This is a genomic window from Aeromonas sp. R7-4 (assembly GCF_040908055.1).
GTDB classification, from domain to species: domain Bacteria; phylum Pseudomonadota; class Gammaproteobacteria; order Enterobacterales; family Aeromonadaceae; genus Aeromonas; species Aeromonas sanarellii.
On record NZ_JBFODA010000032.1, the window covers coordinates 1 to 19,057 of the forward strand.

The window sequence follows — 19,057 nt, forward strand, 5'->3', positions numbered from 1 at the left end:
GATGACGGGCCGCCCCTCTGGTTTCAGACCGAATCGGTCACATCGCTAGGATCAGGCCGGGTCGGTGACGCCAGCGGTGGCCTGGGTTTTCTGGGTCTTGTGGGAGAGCCAGAGGCCGCTCGCCTTCATCAGGTAGCCGAACAGGGCGCCGATGACCAGGGAGGGAAGGATGAGGCGCCACTCCCCTGCAGCGCCGAAGGTGGCGCAGCATCCGGCGAAGGTGCCGGGAATGTAGGCGAGCCACTGCTGCCTGGCCTGCACGCACATCAGGGTCGCCACCACCCCCGTCATCAGATAGCCGGCCATGCCGGCCCCCCACCAGGACTCCCCGTGGATCAGCAAGAGTGCCCACAGCATGCCGCTGGCGTTGCACAGCAGGGTCTGCAGCAGCGCCTTGTAACCGCCGTTCGAGGCGAAGTAGCTGGTGCAGCCGAGGAAGCCGACCCAGGAGATGAGGCCGAGGGCGGCGGCCAGTCCGCCCCAGACGGCGGAGAGGATCCCGGTCGTGATGGCGATGGCGATCAATGGGCTCATGGCGTGACTCTCAGTGGTTGAATCCGGAAAAGGAGGCAGCCTACCCTGCGGCAGGGGGGCGGCAAGCGGGGGCCGGATTGTGTGTGATCCGGGTCACTCTTTGCAACTCGGGAATACGCTTGCGCTCGCGAAAAAAATTCATTGGAGGCACCGCAGGCCTTGAACCATAGTTAGAGGCCCTGTCCTGCTCATGGAGTGAGTCTGATGGTGCCAAACGTGATAGTCCCTCTGCTGGTATTCATTCTGCTGTTCCTGGTCGGAACCATGGCCAAGGCACTGCCCATTTACCAACTCATGTGATCTCGTGTGAAATAAAACTCGACCGGGGCGGGTCTTATGATTGTCAGCCTCATCGCCCCGGGAGTTTTTCATGTTGATCAAACACCGCTCTTCTCGCCACCCCGTCGAACGGGACGTCACGCCGGAAGCCGTCTATCAGGATCGTCGGCGCATTCTCAAGGGGCTGGGCCTGGGCGTCGCCACCGCCACCCTGGCATTTCCCACGCACGCCAGCCTGCTGGATCTCTTCTCCACCGAGGAGAAAACCCCGGCACCTGCCAGCAAACCGCTCAATTACAAGGCTGCGACCCGGCCGGACGGATTGACCCTGACGCCGCTGGAGAAGGCCACCACCCACAACAACTTCTATGAGCTCGGCACCGACAAGGGGGATCCGGCCCGCAACGCCCACTACCTCAAGCCCGAGCCCTGGACCCTGAAGGTGGAGGGGGAGGTAGCCAAGCCCTTCACCCTGGATGTGTGGGATCTCATCAACAAGAGCACGCTGGAGGAGCGGATCTACCGGCTGCGCTGCGTGGAGGCCTGGTCCATGGTGCTGCCCTGGAGCGGCATCCCCCTGGCGGAGATCATCCGCCGCGCCGAACCCACCAGTCGCGCCAAGTTCGTGGCCTTCGAGACCCTCTATGACCCCGAGCAGCTGCCGGGGCAGGCCTCCCGGACCCTCGGCGGCGGCATCGACTATCCCTACGTGGAGGGTTTGCGCCTCGACGAGGCCATGCACCCGCTCTCCTTCCTGGCGATGGGGCTCTACGGCAAGACGCTGCCCGCCCAGAACGGGGCGCCGATCCGGCTGGTGGTGCCCTGGAAGTACGGCTTCAAGAGCATCAAGAGCATCGTCTCCATCCAGCTGGTAGAGGAGATGCCCCCCACCACCTGGAACCAGCTGGCACCGAACGAATATGGCTTCTACGCCAACGTCAATCCACGGGTGGATCACCCGCGCTGGAGCCAGGCCAGCGAGCGCTTCATCGGCGAGGGGGGCATCTTCGGTGCCAAGCGCCAGCCGACCCTGATGTTCAACGGCTATGGCGATGAGGTGGCCTCCCTCTATCAAGGGATGGATCTGCGCAAGTGGTATTGAGATGGGGGGCCGACGCCATGACATTGAGACTGACCACACGCCATATCACTCTGCTGCGGGCCCTGGTACACCTGGCCTCGCTGGGCTTTTTGCTCTGGCTTGGCTATGCGGTGCCGGCGGGCCTGCTGGGGGGGGATCCGGTGCAGGGGCTGACCCACTACCTCGGCAAGGGGGCCCTGCACCTGCTGCTGCTGACCCTGCTGGTATCGCCGCTGGCCAAGCGCTGGCGCCAGGGCCAGCTCGTCAAGCTGCGCCGCCCCCTCGGGCTCTGGTGCGCCGCCTGGGCGTCCCTGCACTTTATGGTGTGGCTGGGGTTGGATCTGCAGTTCGACTGGGGTCTGATCGGCGGCGAGCTGGTGAAGCGCAGTTACATAGTGGTGGGGATGGTGGCGCTGCTGCTGTTGCTGGCGCTGAGCATCACCTCGATCCCGGCGCTGCTGCGGGCCATGGGGCCGGCTTGGCAGAAGCTGCACAACTGGATCTATGCGGTGGCCCTGCTGGTGCCGGTGCACTACTGGTGGTCGGTCAAGAGCGGGTGGCTGGAGCCCCTCATCTATCTGATGCTGGCCATCGCCCTGTTGTGGCCGCGCCGTGACAAGCTGCTGAGGCCCTGGCGCCAGCGCCAGTCACTGAAGGGGACGCAGGGCGCCGTGCAGCAGCCGTCGCGTCCATAGCAAAAGAGGCCTAATCGGCCTCTTTTTTGGTGATTTCCCCGCTGTAGGCATCGACCTCCAGCTGGACGCGCTGGTTGTCGGCATTCAGGGTGTCCACCTCGAATTTGTCTCCTTCCAGCGCCACTTCCCGAATGTCGTGGTACCCTTGTGCCAGCAACAACTTGACCAGTCCGGCCATGTCGAGACGGGTCTGGGCCGCCCAGCCAAAGGTGGAAAAGAGACACAAGATCAGCAGGATACTGCGTGGGATCATATTCATTCCGGATTCATGGCTGGCACACTATAAACGGCATTATGTTAGGTTTTGAGAGATGAATCACCCATGAATAGCGCGCTGCCCCTGCTTGGATTGCTGCTGCCGATGCTGGTGCAGGCGGCCCAGCCGAACGAGGCCTTGCTGCAACAGGCGGTCAGCGAGGGGCGGATCCGGCCTTTTCATGAGCTGATGGCGGTGGCGTCCCGTCTGCCGGTGCGCGTGCTGCGGGTCGACCTGGGGGAGGAGGACGGTGTCTGGTTGTACGAGCTCAGGCTCATCGACGAGGAGGACAGCGTCATCAAGGTGGGCTATCGGGCCGACAACCTGGAGATGGTGTGGCTCAAGGGTCATCATCTGGAACGCCTGTTCGAGCCCCGCCCGCCCCCGGAAGAGGAGTAAGCCGCCGGCTGCCCCGGCCTCTCCCCAATCGCCGCCGTGACAGGCACAACTCTGCTTTGGATACCCATTTATGCGAATTCTGATAGTTGAAGACGAGAAGATCCTGGCGGGCCAGCTGGCGGAACAGCTGCGCCTGTCCGGCTTTGTTACCGATCTCTGCCACGACGGCAACGAGGCCGGTTTTCTCGGCGAGACCGAACCCTATGACGCCATCATCCTAGATCTCGGCCTGCCCGGTCGCGACGGCCTGAGCGTGCTAAAGGAGTGGCGCAGCAAGGGCATCGACACCCCGGTACTGGTGCTGACCGCACGGGGCCAGCTGCACGAGAAGATAGAGGGGCTGAACGCCGGGGCGGACGACTACCTCACCAAGCCGTTCCAGGTGGCCGAGCTGGTGGCCAGGGTGCAGGCCCTGGTACGCCGGGCGGCGGGCAATGCCAGCTCCATCCTGGAGATCGGCGGCGTGCGCCTCGACATGGCGGCCTCCCAGGTCTGGTACGAGGGCACCCCCATCAAGCTCACCGCCCACGAATTCCGGGTGCTGGGCTACCTGATGCAGCACAGGGGCAAGGTGGTGTCCCGCAGCGAGCTCATCGACCACATCTATGCCCAGGATTTCGACCGGGATTCTAATACTGTTGAGGTGTTTATCGGCCGGATCCGCAAGAAGACCCACGCCGATCTCATCGAGACGGTGCGCGGCCTCGGCTACCGGATCAACGAATGAGCCGGGTCCAGGGGATCGCGAGGCGGGCTGAATGAGGCTGGTGCGTACCCTGCGGGGACGGCTGGTGGTCATCGCCATGGTCTGGTGCGGTCTCTTCCTGTTCGCCACCGGCTTCAGCCTGCAGACCATGATGCGCAACTACTGGCAGGAGGCGGAGGCCGACGGCCTGCGCCTGCAACTCTACGATCTGCTCGCCCGCCTCGAGATCCAGCCGGACGGCCTGCCGGTCGTCACCGAACCCATGGCGGATCCCCGCTATCGCCAGCCTTACTCCGGCTACTACTGGCAGCTGGAGCTGGGGGAGTCGGTGGTCAGCCGCTCCCGCTCCCTGTGGGATGCCCATCTGAGCGCCCATGGCCTGAAGTCGGCCTTCGGCGACCCGGATCTCTTCGTCGGCAAGGGGCCCAACAAGGAGCCCCTGCTGATCATGACCCGCACCGTGCTGCTGCCGGGCTCGGATAGGGTCTTTACCCTGGTGATGGCCAAGGACAGCAGCGCCCTGACCCAGACCCTGAAGAAGACGCGGATCAGCCTGTTCCTCGGTCTCGGCTTCGCCGCCACCGGCCTGGTGCTGGGCTTCATGTTCCAGATCGTCTACGGCCTGCGCCCGCTGCACCTGCTGCGCCGCGAGCTGGGGCGTGTTCACCAGGGTCATCAGGAGGGGTTCAGGCTGCGCTATCCGCTGGAGATCCAGCCCCTGGTAGAGGACATCAACCGCCTGCTGCACCACTACGGTGAGCTGTTGCAGCGGGCGCGCTCCCACACCGGCAACCTGGCCCACGCCCTCAAGACCCCGCTCAGCATCATGCGCAACCAGGTGGCCCAGCTGCCGCCGGAGGATCAGGCCGCCATCGGCGAGCAGCTCGACCAGATCCAGCGCCACATCGACTACCACCTCGGCAAGGCGCGGGTGACCGGTGCCGCCAAGATCCTCGGGGTCTCGACCCCGGTTCGGGCCCGGGTGGAGTACATCTGCCGCGCCTTCTCCCGCCTCTATCCGGGCCGGGAGGTGGATCTGCAGGTGCCGGCCAGTCTGGCGGTCGGGGTGGAGGAGCAGGACTTCGACGAGATGGTGGGCAACCTGCTGGAGAACGCCTTCAAGTGGTCCGCCGGCCGGCTGCGCATCTCCAGCGCCGAGCTGGGGGGCTGGATCACCCTGCGCATCGAAGATGACGGCCCCGGCATGAGCGAGGATCAGATCGCCAAGGCGGTGCTGCGCGGGGTGCGGCTCGACGAGAAGGTGCCGGGTTCCGGGCTGGGCCTCAACATCGTCTCCGATCTCGCGGAAGCCTACCGCGGCAGCCTCATCATGGGGCGGGCCGAGCTGGGGGGATTGGCCGCTTCTCTGTCGCTGCCCAAGGTCGCCAGGGTCGAGAGTTAGGCCGGGGTGTGTCATCAGGGGCCTTCGGGCCGCCGCCCGCGCTGGCAAGGGACGGGTCGCCGGCATAAGATAAGGCTCTTGTTTCAAGGTTGAGGAAGGGTAGCAATGACTGACGATCCGTGGGCACTGTGTCATCTCGACGATTCGTTCGATGCCTCCGTGCTGGGCACCAAGGGGGCCCAGATCCAGTGGTTCGAGGACAGGGACGCCCTGATCCAGTTCCTGCTGGAGGATTTCGTCGACCTGCTGGCCGACGTGGGGGAGCTGGACGAAGATCAGACCGAGAGCGCCCGCGAGCGCTTCACCCTGCTGGTGGAGCAGAGCCTGGACGATCGCGGCCTGATGGATGCCATCAACGATCTCGCCTCCGGCCTGCGCCGCATCGCCTGGCTGGGTCCCCTCTCCGAACTGGCGGAGCTGAGCGACGACTTCGCGAGCGGGCTGCGGGCCTTCTTCTGGAGCCAGTATGACGGTGACGAGGACGACCCCGAGGCCTGGGTGCCGGAAGAGCTCTGGCCACAGCTGGTGGAGTGTGCGGAAGAGTATATGGTGGAAGGGGACTTCTGAGTCATCTTGTCCGCGCGCACTCTGGCTGCAAGGCGGGTGGAGCGAGCGGAAGAGTATATGGTGGAAGGGGACTTCTGGGTCATCTTGTCCGCGCGCACTCTGGCTGCAAGGCGGGTGGAGTGAGCGGAAGAGTATATGGTGGAAGGGGACTTCTGAGTCATCTTGTCCGCGCGCACTCTGGCTGCAAGGCGGGTGGAGTGAGCCGAAGAGTAAATGGTCGGGGGCGACTTCTGAGTCACACAGGAAACGGGAACCCGCGATACAAAACGGCGCCTTGATGGCGCCGTTTTTATTGGGTTACAACCTGCTTAGCCGTTGGCCGGCACCGCGTGGGCCGTGTTGACGAGTTCTGGCCCGATATACTTCTCGATCTGCAATTGGGCCATGTGGCCGCAGTTGCCTTGCGCCAGGCTGGAAGAGCCCTCGTCGAAGGTGAGGCAGTTGACGTTGCCGTTCTTGCAGATGGCGCCCACCTCGCCCGGTTTGGCCGGATCGAACCAGGCCCCTTCGCACACGCGCACCACCCCGGGGCGGATGTCGGCCGAGAGCAGCGCCCCCACCAGGATCTGGCCGCGCTCGTTGAAGGCCCGCACCAGATCGCCATCCTGGATGCCGCGTGCCTTGGCGTCGTCCGGGTGGATGAGGATCGCCTCCCGATCGGCTATGGCGAACTTGTCCCGCAGCGGGGTGTTGTCCAGCTGGGAGTGCAGCCGCTGGGTCGGGTGGGAGGTGTTGAGGGAGAGCGGATAGCGCGCCGCCACCTCGCTCTTCACCCACTCCTTGGGCTCATACCACCTGGGATGGCCGGCACAGTCGGCATAGCCCATGCCGGCGACCGTGTTGGAGAAGATCTCGATCTTGCCGGACGGGGTACCGAGGGGGTTGAGCAGCGGGTTATCGCGAAAGTCGGCGTGGCGGATCCACTGGCGATTCGCCTCGGGGATCGGGAAGCGGATATAGTTGTTGGACTCCCAGAACATGCTGAACGGCGGCAGCGCCACCCTGGCACCCCGGGCCTGGGCTGCCATGCCGTCGTACATCTGCTTGAGCCACAGCATCTCGTCCTTCCCTTCGGTGTACTGCTCCTGCAGGCCCAGCTTGGTGGCGATGGCGCTGAAGATGTCGAAGTCGTTGCGGGCTTCATGCTGGGGCGGCACGCACTGGTGCATGGGGAAGACGTAGCGCTGGGAGTAGTCGCCGCCCATCTCCAGATCGTTGCGCTCGTAGCTGGTGGTGACCGGCAGCACTATGTCGGCGTGCTTGGCGGTGGCGGTCCAGTAGGGCTCGTGGACGATCACCGTCTGCGGCTTGCGCCAGGCCTTGAGCAGGTTGTTGGTGTCCTGATGGTGGTGGAAGGGGTTGCCCCCCGCCACATAGACCAGCTTGATGTCCGGATAGGTCACCTTGCGGCCGTTGAAGTCGATGGTCTTGCCCGGATTGGCGAGGCAGTCGGCGATGCGGGCCACCGGGATCGGCGCCGGGCTGTTCTTCGGCGCGTTGCCGGCGGAGATGCCGGCCAGGATCCCCCCCTTGGCGGTGGGGCTGCCACCGGAGGAGTAGTGGTAGCTGAAGCCGTAACCGCCCCCCGGCAGGCCGATCTGGCCCAGCATGGCCGCGAGCGTGATCAGCATCCAGTTCGGCTGCTCCCCATGGTGCTGCCGCTGCATGCCCCAGCCCGCCATGATCATGGTGCGCTTGGCCGCCATGTCGAGGGCCAGCTGGCGGATCACCTTGGCCTCGACGCCGCAGATAGTGGCCGCCCACTCCGCGCTCTTCGGCTGGCCGTCATCCTTGCCGAGCAGGTAGGCGAGGAACTTGTCGAAGCCGACGGTGTAGCGATCGAGGAAGGCCTGATCGTGCTTCTTCTCTCTATAGAGGGTATGTGCCACCCCCAGCATCATGGCCACGTCGGTGTAGGCGTTTGGGGCAATCCACTCGGCGTTGGCCAGCTTGGCGGTCTCGTTGTAGACGGGGTCGATGCTGATGACCCGGGTGCCTTTCTCCTTCAGTGCCTTGAAGCCGGCCTGCCCCTCGTGATCCGGCATGTTCCAGCTGTTCTTCAGGGTGACCTGGGCGTTGACCCCCCAGAGCACCACCAGCTCGGCGTGCTCCACCACGTTGGGCCAGGCGGTCTGCTGCTCGTACACCTCGATGGAGCCCATCACGTGGGACATGATCACCTGGGCCGCGCCGGTGGAGTAGTCGCCGGCATAGCCGGTGAAGCCGCCGGCGAGGTTCATCAGACGGTGCAGCAAGGTGCGGCTGTTGTGGAACATGCCCACGCTCTTCCAGCCGTAGGAACCGGCGTGGATCGCCTGGGGCCCGACGTCGCGCTGCACCCGCTGGATCTCGCCGGCCACCAGGTCGATGGCTTTCTCCCAGCTCACTCGCACCCACTCGTCGGCGCCGCGCAGCTCCGGCTTGGCGCCCGGGCCCTGCTCCAGCCAGCTCTTGCGTACCATGGGGTACTTGATGCGGTTCTTGGCGTGGACCTGGAACGGCGCCATATCGATGAGGTCATTCGGTGCCGGATCATCGGCTACCGGCTGCACCCGGATCATGCGGTCATCGGCGACTATGGCTTCGAAGGCCCCCCAGTGGGCGCCGGTCAGAATGCCCTTCTGGGCGGGCACCAGGGTCGGGAACTGACTCAATGCGGTGCTGATGGCTTGTGCCAGCGGACTCTTGGGAAAAATGCCGCCGAGCAGGGGCAGGGCTGCGCAGGCACCGAGTCCCTTGAGCAGGTTGCGGCGGGACAGATTGGTCTTCTTGTCATTGAAAAAAGTCATAACGGTTTTCCTCTGTGCCAGCCTCAGTGGGCCGCGCTCATGTCGCTGGCGTGATTCTGCACGTATTGGGTCAACATGCGAGCCTGTTCCGGAGTCAGGGAGGTACGAGATTCCATCCCCTTGATGACGCCTATCCACTGGTTGGCGTTGAAGTGATCCAGCGCGGTGAGGCCGTGGCAGCCGGTACAGTTGTTGGACATCAGGGTGGAGGCGTACTGCCACAGCTTGCCCTGGTCGCCGATGAGCTGGCTCTGGTCCACCCAGGCGGTCAGCTTGACCTGATGCCAAGTGAGGTTGGTGGCGCTGTCGGTTTCGCTCTGGCCGGTGACCAGCGCTTTCTTGGCGGCATCGCCGACCAGTACGCTGAGGATCCGTTTGCCCGGTGCAGCGTAGAACACTTCGCTCACACCATCCTGTTGCCAGCCTTCGATCTGCACCTTGGCGCGGCCGTTTTCGTTGGCAAGCACTTCCACCTTGGTGGAGGGCATCAGGGTGCCTTCGTCGGTCTTGGCTGCGGCATCGAGGAACAGCGGGGCGGTGGCGATGGCGTAGCGGGTGGTGACGTTGGCCGGGGTCTGGGCCGCAGCCTGCGCCAGCTCGCTGGCACCGGCGGCAGCCAGGCCGCTCATGTCAGGCATGATGTGGGCGACACCGCGGTGGCAGTCGATACAGGTCTGGCCTTCCTTGATGGCGACCGGGTGCTCGGCACGGGCATTGGGGCGCTGGGCCAGCACGTCCATCGCCGCGTAGCTGTGGCAGCTGCGGCAGGTGGCGGAGTCGTTGGCCTTGAGCTGATCCCACACCGTCTGGGCCATCCGCAGCTTGTGGGCCTCGTATTTCTCAGGGGTGTCGAGCGTGCCGATCGCCTCGTGATAGATATCCTTCACGGCGCGGATCTTGGTCCAGAGGTAGGAGGCAGGCTCATTGGGGATGTGGCAGTCGGCGCACTCGGCGCGGATCCCCTTCACGTTCTGGAAGTGGACGCTGCCCTGGTATTCGGCGAGGGGGGTCTGCATGGAGTGGCAGGAGACGCAGAATTCGGTGGAGCTGGTCTTGTGCAGCACGGTGACGGTGACCCCCAGCGCGGCTATCCCCAGCAGGGCCCCGAGCAGCAGAAGCCAGAACCAGGGCTTTCTCAACATTTTTCCAAGCATGGTGGCAGTGTCCTTAGAATCGGGTAGTACCAATATAGTAGTAGTCCTGGGAACACAGGGGTTGACCTCGGTCATGGTTTTTATTTCGATGGAAACTATTTGGCTGTTAAAAGTTTTCTATTTTCGTTTTTTTATGAATTTAAGTCTGATTATCCTGTTTTGAACGGGTGAGACTCAGGTGCGGAGGGCGGAACAAGGTGACAGCCCGGGGCTTGGGGTTTGCGCGTGGCGGGATGTATACTGTTCGCATATACAGTATTCAGGTGTATCTTCCATGCGACTCTTTATCGCCGAGAAACCCAGCCTTGGCCGCGCCATCGCCGACGTTCTGCCCAAGCCCCACAAGAAGGGGGAGGGTTTCATCGAGACGGCGCAGGGGGACGTGGTGACCTGGTGCATCGGCCATCTGCTGGAGCAGGCGGAGCCCGACGCCTATGACGCCGCCTACAAGCAGTGGCGGATGGAATCGCTTCCCATCATTCCCGAGCAGTGGCAACTGGTGGCCAAACCCAAGACCCGGGCTCAGCTCAATGTGATCAAGGGGCTCATCAAGCGGGCCGACTGCGTGGTCAACGCCGGCGACCCGGACAGGGAAGGGCAGCTGCTGGTGGACGAGGTGATCGACTTTCTCGGCTACCCCAAGAGCAAGCCGGTGCAGCGCTGCCTCATCAGCGATCTCAACCCGCCGGCGGTGCGTCGTGCCCTGGACCAGCTGCGGGACAACAAGGAGTTCGTGCCGCTGGCTGTGTCGGCCCTAGCCCGCAGCCGGGCCGACTGGCTCTATGGCATCAACATGACCCGGGCCTACACCCTGCTCGGCCGCAAGGGGGGTTGCAACGAGCTGCTGTCGGTGGGGCGGGTGCAGACGCCGCTGTTGGGGCTGGTGGTGCGGCGGGATCTCGAAATAGAAGCCTTCGTGCCCAAGCCGTTCTACGAGGTGCTGGCCCACCTGCTGACCGGGGGCAATGAGCGTTTCACCGCAAAGTGGCTCCCCTCGGAAGCCTGCCTCCCCTGGCAGGATGAAGAGGGGCGGGTGCTCAACCGGGCGCTGGCCGCCAAGGTGGTGGAGCGGATCCAGGGGCAACCCGCTCTGGTGGAAGAGGTGGAGGAGCAGGCCCGCAAGCAGGCGGCGCCGCTGCCCTACAACCTCTCCAGCCTGCAGATCGACGCGGCCAAGCGGTTCGGCATGGATGCCAAGCGGGTGCTGGACGTCTGCCAGAGCCTCTACGAGCGTCACAAGCTCATCACCTACCCCAGATCCGACAGCCGTTATCTGCCGAGCGATCACTTCAACCGGGCCGGTCAGGTGCGGGAGGCCATCGCCAGCACTGCCCCTGCGCTGGCCAAGGCGGTCGTCGAAGCGGACGGCAGGATCCGCAGCAAGGCGTGGAACGACGGCAAGGTGGATGCCCACCACGCCATCATCCCCACCGAGAAGCAGGGCAACGAGGGGAGCCTGAGCGGGGATGAGGCCAGGCTGTATGGCCTTGTCGCCCGCCAGTATCTGCTGCAGTTCTACCCGCCGTTCGAGTACAACGACAGCAAGGTGCTGCTGCGCATCGCTGGCGGCCTGTTCCAGGCCAAGGCGCGTCGCATCCTCAAGGCGGGCTGGAAGGCGCTGCTCGGGGTGGAGGAGGATGACGAGGAGGAGGCGGGCATCCTGCCTGCCCTGAAGAAGGGGGAGCAACTGCTGTGCGAGCGGGGCGAGCTGCTGGAGAAGATGACCCAGGCGCCCAAGCCGTTCACCGACGCCACCCTGCTGGCAGCCATGACAGGCATCGCCCGCTACGTTCAGGATCCCGAGATCCGCAAGACCCTGCGGGAGACCGACGGTCTGGGCACCGAGGCGACCCGGGCCGGCATCATAGATCTGCTGTTCAAGCGCCGCTTCCTGGTGCGTCAGGGCAAGAGCATCAAGGCCACCCCGACCGGGCGAACCCTGGTCCAGGCGCTGCCCGCGACCGCCACGACACCGGACATGACGGCGCTCTGGGAGCAGAGCCTGGGTCAGATCGCCGAGCGCCACGGCAGCTACCAGCAGTTTATGGGGCCGCTGACGGAGCAGCTGAACGCCTTGATTGAGGGGGCCAGGCAGGACTCCGGCGCCAGCTTCAGCGCCCTGCCCAAGGCGGCCCCCGGCGCCGACAAGCGCCGTTTCACCCGTCGCAGCAGTGGAAAGCGCGGGGGCAAGGGCGGTGCTGGCACAGGAGCCAGCCCTCGCAAGGGCACGGGCAAGCGCACCACTCGAACCAAGGCGGCCTGAGAACCTGTTTACGATCTGTCGCGAGAGGTTGTCAGCAAGGTGAAGAGCAGCGCAGGAAGCGGAGTGTATAAGCCATACATGAGCACTCTTTGTTACAAACAAGCGAGCAGCACATGAGCCTTGATCACGGCCTTGCAGTAAGATCATAAACAGGTTCTAAGTCGTTCAGAGGCCGATGTCTGCAATAGAGAAGAGGGGCTTTCGCCCCTCTCCTCTATTGAAATAATCCAATAACAGCAATGAATTAACCTGTATAGACACCTTCCTCCGGGTAACGGATCCGGGTCTCGCTCGGTCTGGCCAGCATCAGGGCCAGGGTGAGGGGGCCCAGACGGCCGCAGATCATCACCAGCACCAGGATCAGCTTGCCCGGTTCACTCAGGGACGCGGTGATGCCGGTCGAGAGGCCGACGGTGGCGAAGGCCGAGATGGTCTCGAACATGATCTTGTCGAAGGAGTGTGATTCCGTGAGCATCAACAGAAACATGGCCAGCATCAGGGCCATGGTGCTGACGATGATGATGGCGAGCGATCGGGTCACTATCTGGGGGGAGAGGGTGCGGCCAAAGGCGGTGACATGGGGGCGCTTGGTCAGAAACGCCCGGGTCGCGAGCAGGACGACGGCAAAGGTGGTGACCTTGATGCCGCCTCCGGTGGAGGTCGCCCCGGCACCGATGAACATCAGCATCATCATGAACAGCAGGGAGGCCGGCACCATCTGGCCGATATCCACCGTATTGAAGCCCGCCGTGCGTGCGGTGGCCGACTGGAAGAAGGCCGCCAGCCACTGGCCGCCCAGACTGCTCTGGCCCAGGGTGTTAGGGTTGTCGTGCTCCAGCAGCCAGAACATCAGGGTGCCCAGGAGCAGCAGGGCAGGGGTCATCAGCAGCATCAGCTTGCTGTGCAGCTTCAGCTTGCGCCAGCGGCGGTTGCGCACCAGATCGACGATGACGGTAAAGCCGATGCCGCCGAGGATGAGCAGGGCCGGAATGGTCAGGCTGATGAGGGGGTCGTCGCGATAGTCCATCAGATTGTTGGCAAACAGCGAGAAACCTGCGTTGTTGAAGGCCGACACCGCGTGGAAGAAGCTGACATAGAGGCCGTGGCTCCACCCCATCTCGGGGACCCAGCGAATGGCCATGATGCCGGTGCCGATCAGCTGGGCGATGAGGGCGAACAAGACGATGCGCTTCACCAGCTGGATGATGTTGACCGAGCCCTCCTGGCCCAGCGCCTCCTTAGCCAGTACCTGCTGGCGCAGGCCGACCCGTTTGCTGAACATGGCGATCAGCAGCAGTGTCATGGTCATCTGGCCCAGCCCGCCTATCTCCATCAGCATCAGCAGGATGATCTGCCCCTGCAGGGTGAAAGCGGTGCCGGTATCTACCACCCCCAGGCCGGTCACGCTGATGGCTGAGGTGGCGGTAAACAGGGCGTTGATGAAGGTGACCTCCCCCTTGTGGCTGGAGGGCTGCACCAGAAACAGGGTGCCGACCAGCAGTATGATGAGGAAGCTGCCCAGGATCAGCCTGGCCTCGCTCCAGCGGGAGTTGTCATCCCGATACAGGGTGAAGGCGTAGTTGCTGCGCCAGCTGATCATAGGGTGTCGAGCCAGTGGTCGATGGCATGCTTGTTGCCAGCCAGGATCAGGATGTCACCCAGCTGCAGCTCCATCTTGCCGGTCAGCACGTTGTGCAGGACCTCGCCGCGCTTGATGGCCAGCAGCTGGAAGTCGTTCTGCTGCAACAGGTGCAGGTCGGCCAGGGTGCGGGCATTCTGCTGCAGGCCGATGACGAACTCGGTGAGCACCATGTCGTGCCCCAGCTCCAGATAGTCGAACAGCCGGTTATCCAGCATGCTCTGGGCGACCCGGCGCCCCATGTCCCACTCCGGGTTGATCACCTTGTCGGCCCCCACCTTCTGCAGGATCTTGGCGTGGAACTTGTCGCGGGCCTTGACCCACACCTTCTTCACGCCGGCTTCCTTCAGAACGAGGGTGGTGAGGATGCTGGTCTCCAGGTTGTCGCCGATGGCGACGAAGACGATGTCGAAATTCGCCAGACCCAGTTCGGCGACCGTGGCCTCGTCGGTGGCATCGGCGACGATGACATGATTGCACAGGGTGGCTATCTGGCGGGTCTTGACCTCGTCGATGTCGATGGCCAGCACCTCGGCATCCTGCCGCTGCAACTCTTCGCACAAGGCGCTGCCAAACAGGCCGAGGCCGATGACGGCGAATTGATTGTTCATTCATGCTTCCTCAAGGAACTGAAGGCGTTACTCTACTCCAGCGGTGTGAGTCCGAAAAGTGTCCGGGTTTTTTGTCCCGGGGGATCTGGGGTAAACTGCCCCCCTCTCCTTGTCGGAACACGCAGATGAAACTCACCCCCCAAGCCTCCCTGTCGACCCTCAATACCCTGGCGCTGGATGCGCACTGTCTCTGGCTGGCAGACGTGACCCAGCTGGATGACCTCGCACAGTTGCGGGTTCACCCCGAGCTGGGCGTCTTGCCACGCCTGGTGCTGGGCGGCGGCAGCAACATCCTGTTCTGCGATGACTTCGCCGGTCTGGTGGTGCACAACGGCCTGAAGGGGATTGCGCTGCACGACGAGGGGGATCACTGGCTGCTGCACGTGGCGGCCGGCGAGAACTGGCACGAGCTGGTGTGCCATGCCCTGCAGCAGGGCTGGTACGGCCTGGAGAACCTGGCGCTCATTCCCGGCACCGTCGGTGCCGCCCCGGTGCAGAACATCGGTGCCTACGGGGTCGAGCTGGCCAGTGTCTGCGCCTATGTGGAGGCATTCAACTGGCACAGCGGCGAGGTTGAGCGCATCGACGCCGCCGATTGCCAGTTCGGTTACCGTGACAGCATCTTCAAGCACGCCTGTCAGGACTCCCACTTCATTACCGCCGTCGGCCTGCGTCTGCCCAAGGCCTGGCGACCGGTGGCGGGGTACGGCCCCCTTGCCGCCTTGGGGGAGGCGCCGAGTGCACAAGCCATCTTCGACACCGTCTGTGCCACTCGCATGGCCAAGCTGCCGGATCCCGCCGTGCTCGGCAATGCGGGCAGCTTCTTCAAGAACCCGGTGGTGCCTGCCGCATTGGCTGAGACCCTGAGACAGCAATACCCGCAGATGCCCAGCTACCCGGCCGGCGACGGTCAGGTGAAGCTGGCGGCGGGCTGGCTGATCGATCAGTGCGGCCTCAAGGGGTTCGCCATCGGCCGTGCCGCCGTCCATCAGGAGCAGGCGTTGGTGCTGGTTAACCTGGGAGGCGCCAGCGCCATGGAGCTGATCGCCCTGGCGGCCCATGTGCGGGACAGCGTGGAGCAGAAGTTCGGGGTGGTGCTGGAGCACGAGGTGCGCTTCATGGGCCGCAGTGGCGAGACCCGGCTCGATGAGGTACTGGCATGATCCTGACCCCCATCCGGCAGACGCTGATCACCCTGCTCAGCGACGGCCAGTTCCACTCGGGCGAGCAGCTCGGCGAGCGGCTCGGCATCAGCCGGGCGGCGGTGAGCAAGCACATGGCTGCGCTCAAGGAGCTGGGGCTGGACTTATTCAGCCTGACCGGCAAAGGCTACCGGCTCGCGGTGCCCATGGCGCTCTATGACGAGGCGCAGTTGCGGGCGCTGGCTCCAATGGCACCGGTGCACTGCTTCCCGGTGATCGACTCCACCAACCAGTACCTGCTGGAGCGGGTCAACCAGCTGAGCTCAGGCGAGAGCTGTCTGGCCGAGTGCCAGACCGCCGGCCGGGGGCGCCGCGGCAAGCCCTGGGTCTCCCCCTTCGGCTGCCAGCTGATCCTCAGCATGTACTGGCGGCTGGAGCAGGGCATAGCGGCCGCCATGGGGCTCAGCCTGGCGGTGGGGGTGGCCGTGGTGGAGGCGCTGGAGTCGCTCGGTTATCCAGGGGTTGAGCTCAAGTGGCCGAACGATCTCTACTATCAGGGCCGCAAGCTGGCGGGCATCCTGGTGGAAATGAGCGGCAGTGCCGGCGCCAGCTGCAATCTGGTGATCGGGGTCGGCCTCAATCTTGCGATGCCGAGCCGGGAGGGGGAGAAGATCGATCAGGCCTGGTCCGAGCTGCGCCACATCCAGCCCGAACTGGTGGACCGCAACCAGCTGGCCGCCTGCGTGCTGTTGCACCTGCAGCAGGCCATGCAGACCTTCGAGCAGACCGGGCTGGCGAGCTTCGTCGAGAGCTGGAACCGGCTCGATCACTTCGCCGGCCAGCCGGTGAAACTGTTGATGGGGGATCAGGTGATCCGCGGGATCGCCAGGGGCATCGACGATCGCGGGGCCCTGCGGCTGGAGACGGAGGAGGGGATCAAGTTCTACCTGGGCGGGGAGATCTCCCTGCGCCGGGGGGACTGAGACTCCATCCGGCATGAATGAGAAGAGGGGGCCCATGGGCCCCCTCTTCGTCGCTGTCATTATTTGCGCAGCTTGATCTGCTCGATGGCGTGCTCCCTGCCCTTGGTCAGGATCAGGTTCGCCCGCTCCCGGGTCGGCAGGATGTTCTCTTGCAGATTCAGGTAGTTGATATCCTGCCAGATGTTGTTGGCGATCTCGGTGGCCTCGCTCTCCGCCAGCCTGGCATAGTGGTGGAAATAGGAGTCGGGATCCGAGAAGGCGCCGCTGCGGAACTTGAGGAAGCGGTCTATGTACCAGGTGCGCAGCAGCTCGGCGTCGGCGTCCACATAGATGGAGAAGTCGACGAAGTCGGACACGAAGACGCGATGGGGGTCCTGGGGGTAGTCCATGCCGCTTTGCAGCACGTTGAGCCCTTCCAGGATCAGGATGTCCGGTTGCTCCACTACCTTCTTCTCGTCGGGCAGGATGTCGTAGACGAGGTGGGAGTAGACGGGGGCCTCGACCTTCTCGTGGCCGGCGCGGATATTGGCGACAAACTCCACCAGATGGCGGATGTCATAGGACTCGGGGAAGCCCTTGCGGCGCATCAGGCCGCGGGCTTCCAGCTCCTTGTTGGGAAACAGGAAGCCGTCGGTGGTGACCAGCTCCACCCTGGGGTGCTCAGGCCAGCGTTCCAGCAGTGCCTGCAGGATGCGGGCCGTGGTGCTCTTGCCCCCCGCCACGCTGCCGGCGATGCTGATGATATAGGTGCCCTTACCGCGGGACTGGCCGAGAAACTGCTCCAGCACCCGGCTGCGCCGCTGCTTGGCCTTGACGTAGAGATTGAGCAGGCGGGAGAGGGGCAGGTAGATCTCTTCCACCTCCCGCAATGACACCTTCTCGTTGATCCCGCGCAGGGTCTGCAGATCGTGCTCGGTCAGGGTCAGGGGGACCGCATCGCGCAATAACGCCCATTGTTCGCGGGTGAATTGCAAATAGGGGTTATGCTCTGTCGTCATGGTGTCATCACTGTTTCTTGGGCAGGGCGACCATACACCAAGGGGTCGGGAGCGACAAGGGACGCGTCCGGTTGGGACGGAGAAGGAGCGCTTTTTTGCCTAGATCCCGGCAATAATGCACATTTTGCAAGGCGCAATGGTTGCATCCCCAAAATCCTTACCATAAAATGCGCGACGCTTGGATGTCTGTCGTCTATTTGCCCAGCAAAAGCGACAAAAACAACGGGTGCAAGCAGAATTACCGTTGTGGCATTTATGCAACCGGAGGGGTTCCCGAGCGGCCAAAGGGATCAGACTGTAAATCTGACGGCTCTGCCTTCGAAGGTTCGAATCCTTCTCCCTCCACCATATTTCTCTGCGGTTTGAGTTCTTTGGGTTAGAGAAATGCGGGCATCGTATAATGGCTATTACCTCAGCCTTCCAAGCTGATGATGCGGGTTCGATTCCCGCTGCCCGCTCCAAGATGCTGATATGGCTCAGGTAATTCTGAAAGCCACACCCTAGGGTGAGTTCGGCAATCGAACCAGCCTGTCAGCACCAGCCTCTCTGCTCCCCGTGATTCAAATCCATCATATAAACTGTTCTGTGGTTAGCTTGCCACCGCGTACTCAGCGTTAGTTTAGAGGGACGATCATGTCTAAAGAAAAATTTGAGCGTAATAAACCGCACGTTAACGTGGGTACCATCGGCCACGTTGACCACGGTAAAACCACCCTGACCGCTGCCATCACCAACGTGCTGGCCAAGCACTTCGGTGGTAAAGCTTTTGCCTTCGACCAGATCGACAAGGCACCGGAAGAGCGTGAGCGTGGTATCACCATCAACACCTCCCACGTAGAATACGACACCGCTACCCGTCACTACGCCCACGTAGATTGCCCGGGTCACGCCGACTACGTTAAAAACATGATCACCGGTGCTGCCCAGATGGACGGCGCGATCCTGGTAGTAGCAGCGACTGACGGCCCGATGCCGCAGACTCGTGAGCACATCCTGCTGGGTCGTCAGGTAGGCGTTCCGTACATCATCGTGTTCATGAACAAGTGCGACATGGTCGATGACGAAGAGCTGCTGGAACTGGTCGAGATGGAAGTTCGCGAACTGCTGTCCGAGTACGATTTCCCGGGTGATGACCTGCCGGTCGTACGTGGTTCCGCACTGAAAGCGCTGGAAGGCGACGCTCAGTGGGAAGAGAAGATCCTGGAACTGGCAAACCACCTGGATACCTACATCCCGGAGCCGGAGCGTGCGATTGACCAGCCGTTCCTGATGCCGATCGAAGACGTCTTCTCCATCGCAGGCCGTGGTACCGTAGTAACCGGTCGTGTAGAGCGCGGTATCGTCAAGGTTGGCGAAGAAGTGGAAATCGTGGGTATCAAAGATACCACCAAGACCACCTGTACCGGTGTTGAAATGTTCCGCAAGCTGCTGGACGAAGGCCGTGCTGGTGAGAACGTTGGCGCGCTGCTGCGTGGCGTGAAGCGTGAAGACGTGGAGCGTGGTCAGGTACTGGCCAAGCCGGGCACCATCAAGCCGCACACCAAGTTCGAATCCGAAGT

17 protein-coding genes and 2 tRNA genes are annotated in these 19,057 nt (G+C 63.3%); 12 read left to right on the plus strand and 7 right to left on the minus strand.

Annotated features, from left to right (window positions below):
* Nucleotides 1-51: 51 nt before the first annotated feature.
* Nucleotides 52-534 (minus strand): DUF1097 domain-containing protein, encoded by a 483-nt coding sequence (locus AB5Y72_RS08670; RefSeq protein ID WP_209795056.1) that lies wholly within the window; start codon nucleotides 532-534, stop codon nucleotides 52-54.
* Nucleotides 535-904: 370 nt separating this feature from the next.
* On the opposite strand from AB5Y72_RS08670, the gene msrP reads away from it, so the two are divergent.
* A complete protein-coding gene (msrP, locus tag AB5Y72_RS08675) occupies nucleotides 905-1,915 on the plus strand; it encodes a protein-methionine-sulfoxide reductase catalytic subunit MsrP (protein ID WP_325782808.1) in 1,011 nt (336 codons plus the stop codon).
* Between the two features lie 17 nt (nucleotides 1,916-1,932).
* Nucleotides 1,933-2,589, plus strand: coding sequence for a protein-methionine-sulfoxide reductase heme-binding subunit MsrQ (msrQ, locus tag AB5Y72_RS08680; RefSeq protein WP_318162444.1), 657 nt, complete (start codon nucleotides 1,933-1,935; stop codon nucleotides 2,587-2,589).
* A 10-nt stretch (nucleotides 2,590-2,599) separates the two neighbouring features.
* Here msrQ and AB5Y72_RS08685 read toward each other — a convergent pair whose 3' ends face one another.
* The gene (locus AB5Y72_RS08685; protein ID WP_042078800.1) at nucleotides 2,600-2,848 is read right to left on the minus strand and encodes a PepSY domain-containing protein; all 249 of its coding nucleotides are present in this window, start codon (nucleotides 2,846-2,848) and stop codon (nucleotides 2,600-2,602) included.
* A gap of 63 nt (nucleotides 2,849-2,911) precedes the next feature.
* Here AB5Y72_RS08685 and AB5Y72_RS08690 point away from each other — a divergent pair, with 63 nt between their 5' ends.
* From AB5Y72_RS08690 to AB5Y72_RS08705, 4 genes are all read left to right on the plus strand, one after another.
* Complete coding sequence (locus AB5Y72_RS08690) at nucleotides 2,912-3,244, plus strand: PepSY domain-containing protein (RefSeq protein WP_042078801.1); 333 nt, start codon at nucleotides 2,912-2,914, stop codon at nucleotides 3,242-3,244.
* Nucleotides 3,245-3,314: 70 nt separating this feature from the next.
* Nucleotides 3,315-3,971, plus strand: coding sequence for a response regulator transcription factor (locus tag AB5Y72_RS08695; protein ID WP_025328630.1), 657 nt, complete (start codon nucleotides 3,315-3,317; stop codon nucleotides 3,969-3,971).
* A 31-nt stretch (nucleotides 3,972-4,002) separates the two neighbouring features.
* Nucleotides 4,003-5,352: a sensor histidine kinase gene (locus AB5Y72_RS08700; protein WP_368198875.1), complete on the plus strand. Its 1,350-nt coding sequence runs from the start codon at nucleotides 4,003-4,005 to the stop codon at nucleotides 5,350-5,352.
* A gap of 105 nt (nucleotides 5,353-5,457) precedes the next feature.
* Nucleotides 5,458-5,919, plus strand: coding sequence for a hypothetical protein (locus AB5Y72_RS08705; protein WP_209795060.1), 462 nt, complete (start codon nucleotides 5,458-5,460; stop codon nucleotides 5,917-5,919).
* 308 nt (nucleotides 5,920-6,227) lie between these two features.
* Here the strand turns inward: AB5Y72_RS08705 and torA are convergent, their stop codons facing one another.
* Together torA and AB5Y72_RS08715 are read right to left on the minus strand one after the other, a co-directional pair.
* Complete coding sequence (gene torA, locus AB5Y72_RS08710) at nucleotides 6,228-8,708, minus strand: trimethylamine-N-oxide reductase TorA (protein ID WP_368198876.1); 2,481 nt, start codon at nucleotides 8,706-8,708, stop codon at nucleotides 6,228-6,230.
* Between the two features lie 23 nt (nucleotides 8,709-8,731).
* Nucleotides 8,732-9,862, minus strand: coding sequence for a NapC/NirT family cytochrome c (locus tag AB5Y72_RS08715; RefSeq protein ID WP_368198878.1), 1,131 nt, complete (start codon nucleotides 9,860-9,862; stop codon nucleotides 8,732-8,734).
* Nucleotides 9,863-10,136: 274 nt separating this feature from the next.
* On the opposite strand from AB5Y72_RS08715, the gene AB5Y72_RS08720 reads away from it, so the two are divergent.
* Complete coding sequence (locus AB5Y72_RS08720) at nucleotides 10,137-12,125, plus strand: DNA topoisomerase III (RefSeq protein ID WP_368198880.1); 1,989 nt, start codon at nucleotides 10,137-10,139, stop codon at nucleotides 12,123-12,125.
* A 244-nt stretch (nucleotides 12,126-12,369) separates the two neighbouring features.
* Here AB5Y72_RS08720 and AB5Y72_RS08725 read toward each other — a convergent pair whose 3' ends face one another.
* A complete protein-coding gene (locus AB5Y72_RS08725; RefSeq protein ID WP_325782812.1) occupies nucleotides 12,370-13,725 on the minus strand; it encodes a TrkH family potassium uptake protein in 1,356 nt (451 codons plus the stop codon).
* Complete coding sequence (locus AB5Y72_RS08730) at nucleotides 13,722-14,375, minus strand: TrkA family potassium uptake protein (protein ID WP_042078808.1); 654 nt, start codon at nucleotides 14,373-14,375, stop codon at nucleotides 13,722-13,724. The genes AB5Y72_RS08725 and AB5Y72_RS08730 overlap by 4 nt, the downstream gene beginning before the upstream one ends.
* A gap of 125 nt (nucleotides 14,376-14,500) precedes the next feature.
* Between AB5Y72_RS08730 and murB the strand changes: the two genes are divergently transcribed.
* Both murB and birA read left to right on the plus strand, forming a co-directional pair.
* Entirely contained in the window at nucleotides 14,501-15,538 is a 1,038-nt protein-coding gene (murB, locus tag AB5Y72_RS08735; protein WP_368198881.1) for a UDP-N-acetylmuramate dehydrogenase, read from the plus strand.
* The gene (gene birA / locus AB5Y72_RS08740) at nucleotides 15,535-16,500 is read left to right on the plus strand and encodes a bifunctional biotin--[acetyl-CoA-carboxylase] ligase/biotin operon repressor BirA (protein ID WP_368198882.1); all 966 of its coding nucleotides are present in this window, start codon (nucleotides 15,535-15,537) and stop codon (nucleotides 16,498-16,500) included. Before murB ends, birA begins: the two co-directional genes overlap by 4 nt.
* Nucleotides 16,501-16,559: 59 nt before the next feature.
* Here the strand turns inward: birA and coaA are convergent, their stop codons facing one another.
* The gene (gene coaA / locus AB5Y72_RS08745; RefSeq protein ID WP_216991500.1) at nucleotides 16,560-17,498 is read right to left on the minus strand and encodes a type I pantothenate kinase; all 939 of its coding nucleotides are present in this window, start codon (nucleotides 17,496-17,498) and stop codon (nucleotides 16,560-16,562) included.
* Nucleotides 17,499-17,761: 263 nt separating this feature from the next.
* Between coaA and AB5Y72_RS08750 the strand changes: the two genes are divergently transcribed.
* The 3 genes from AB5Y72_RS08750 to tuf form a co-directional block, all read left to right on the plus strand.
* A tRNA-Tyr gene (locus tag AB5Y72_RS08750) sits at nucleotides 17,762-17,846 on the plus strand.
* 38 nt (nucleotides 17,847-17,884) lie between these two features.
* A tRNA-Gly gene (locus AB5Y72_RS08755) sits at nucleotides 17,885-17,959 on the plus strand.
* 172 nt (nucleotides 17,960-18,131) lie between these two features.
* The coding region (gene tuf / locus AB5Y72_RS08760) for an elongation factor Tu (RefSeq protein ID WP_368198883.1) at nucleotides 18,132-19,057 on the plus strand (926 nt) is incomplete at its 3' end.

What these genes read in the sequence shown, in the direction of transcription:
- torA (WP_368198876.1), bottom strand. Translation starts at nt 8,708, where the DNA reads ATGACTTTTTTCAATGACAAGAAGACCAATCTGTCCCGCCGCAACCTG.
- AB5Y72_RS08695 (WP_025328630.1), top strand. Translation starts at nt 3,315, where the DNA reads ATGCGAATTCTGATAGTTGAAGACGAGAAGATCCTGGCGGGCCAGCTG.
- msrQ (WP_318162444.1), top strand. Translation starts at nt 1,933, where the DNA reads ATGACATTGAGACTGACCACACGCCATATCACTCTGCTGCGGGCCCTG.
- murB (WP_368198881.1), top strand. Translation starts at nt 14,501, where the DNA reads ATGAAACTCACCCCCCAAGCCTCCCTGTCGACCCTCAATACCCTGGCG.
- AB5Y72_RS08700 (WP_368198875.1), top strand. Translation starts at nt 4,003, where the DNA reads ATGAGGCTGGTGCGTACCCTGCGGGGACGGCTGGTGGTCATCGCCATG.
- AB5Y72_RS08720 (WP_368198880.1), top strand. Translation starts at nt 10,137, where the DNA reads ATGCGACTCTTTATCGCCGAGAAACCCAGCCTTGGCCGCGCCATCGCC.
- AB5Y72_RS08705 (WP_209795060.1), top strand. Translation starts at nt 5,458, where the DNA reads ATGACTGACGATCCGTGGGCACTGTGTCATCTCGACGATTCGTTCGAT.
- AB5Y72_RS08670 (WP_209795056.1), bottom strand. Translation starts at nt 534, where the DNA reads ATGAGCCCATTGATCGCCATCGCCATCACGACCGGGATCCTCTCCGCC.
- msrP (WP_325782808.1), top strand. Translation starts at nt 905, where the DNA reads ATGTTGATCAAACACCGCTCTTCTCGCCACCCCGTCGAACGGGACGTC.
- AB5Y72_RS08730 (WP_042078808.1), bottom strand. Translation starts at nt 14,375, where the DNA reads ATGAACAATCAATTCGCCGTCATCGGCCTCGGCCTGTTTGGCAGCGCC.
- AB5Y72_RS08715 (WP_368198878.1), bottom strand. Translation starts at nt 9,862, where the DNA reads ATGCTTGGAAAAATGTTGAGAAAGCCCTGGTTCTGGCTTCTGCTGCTC.
- AB5Y72_RS08690 (WP_042078801.1), top strand. Translation starts at nt 2,912, where the DNA reads ATGAATAGCGCGCTGCCCCTGCTTGGATTGCTGCTGCCGATGCTGGTG.
- AB5Y72_RS08685 (WP_042078800.1), bottom strand. Translation starts at nt 2,848, where the DNA reads ATGAATATGATCCCACGCAGTATCCTGCTGATCTTGTGTCTCTTTTCC.
- birA (WP_368198882.1), top strand. Translation starts at nt 15,535, where the DNA reads ATGATCCTGACCCCCATCCGGCAGACGCTGATCACCCTGCTCAGCGAC.
- coaA (WP_216991500.1), bottom strand. Translation starts at nt 17,498, where the DNA reads ATGACGACAGAGCATAACCCCTATTTGCAATTCACCCGCGAACAATGG.
- AB5Y72_RS08725 (WP_325782812.1), bottom strand. Translation starts at nt 13,725, where the DNA reads ATGATCAGCTGGCGCAGCAACTACGCCTTCACCCTGTATCGGGATGAC.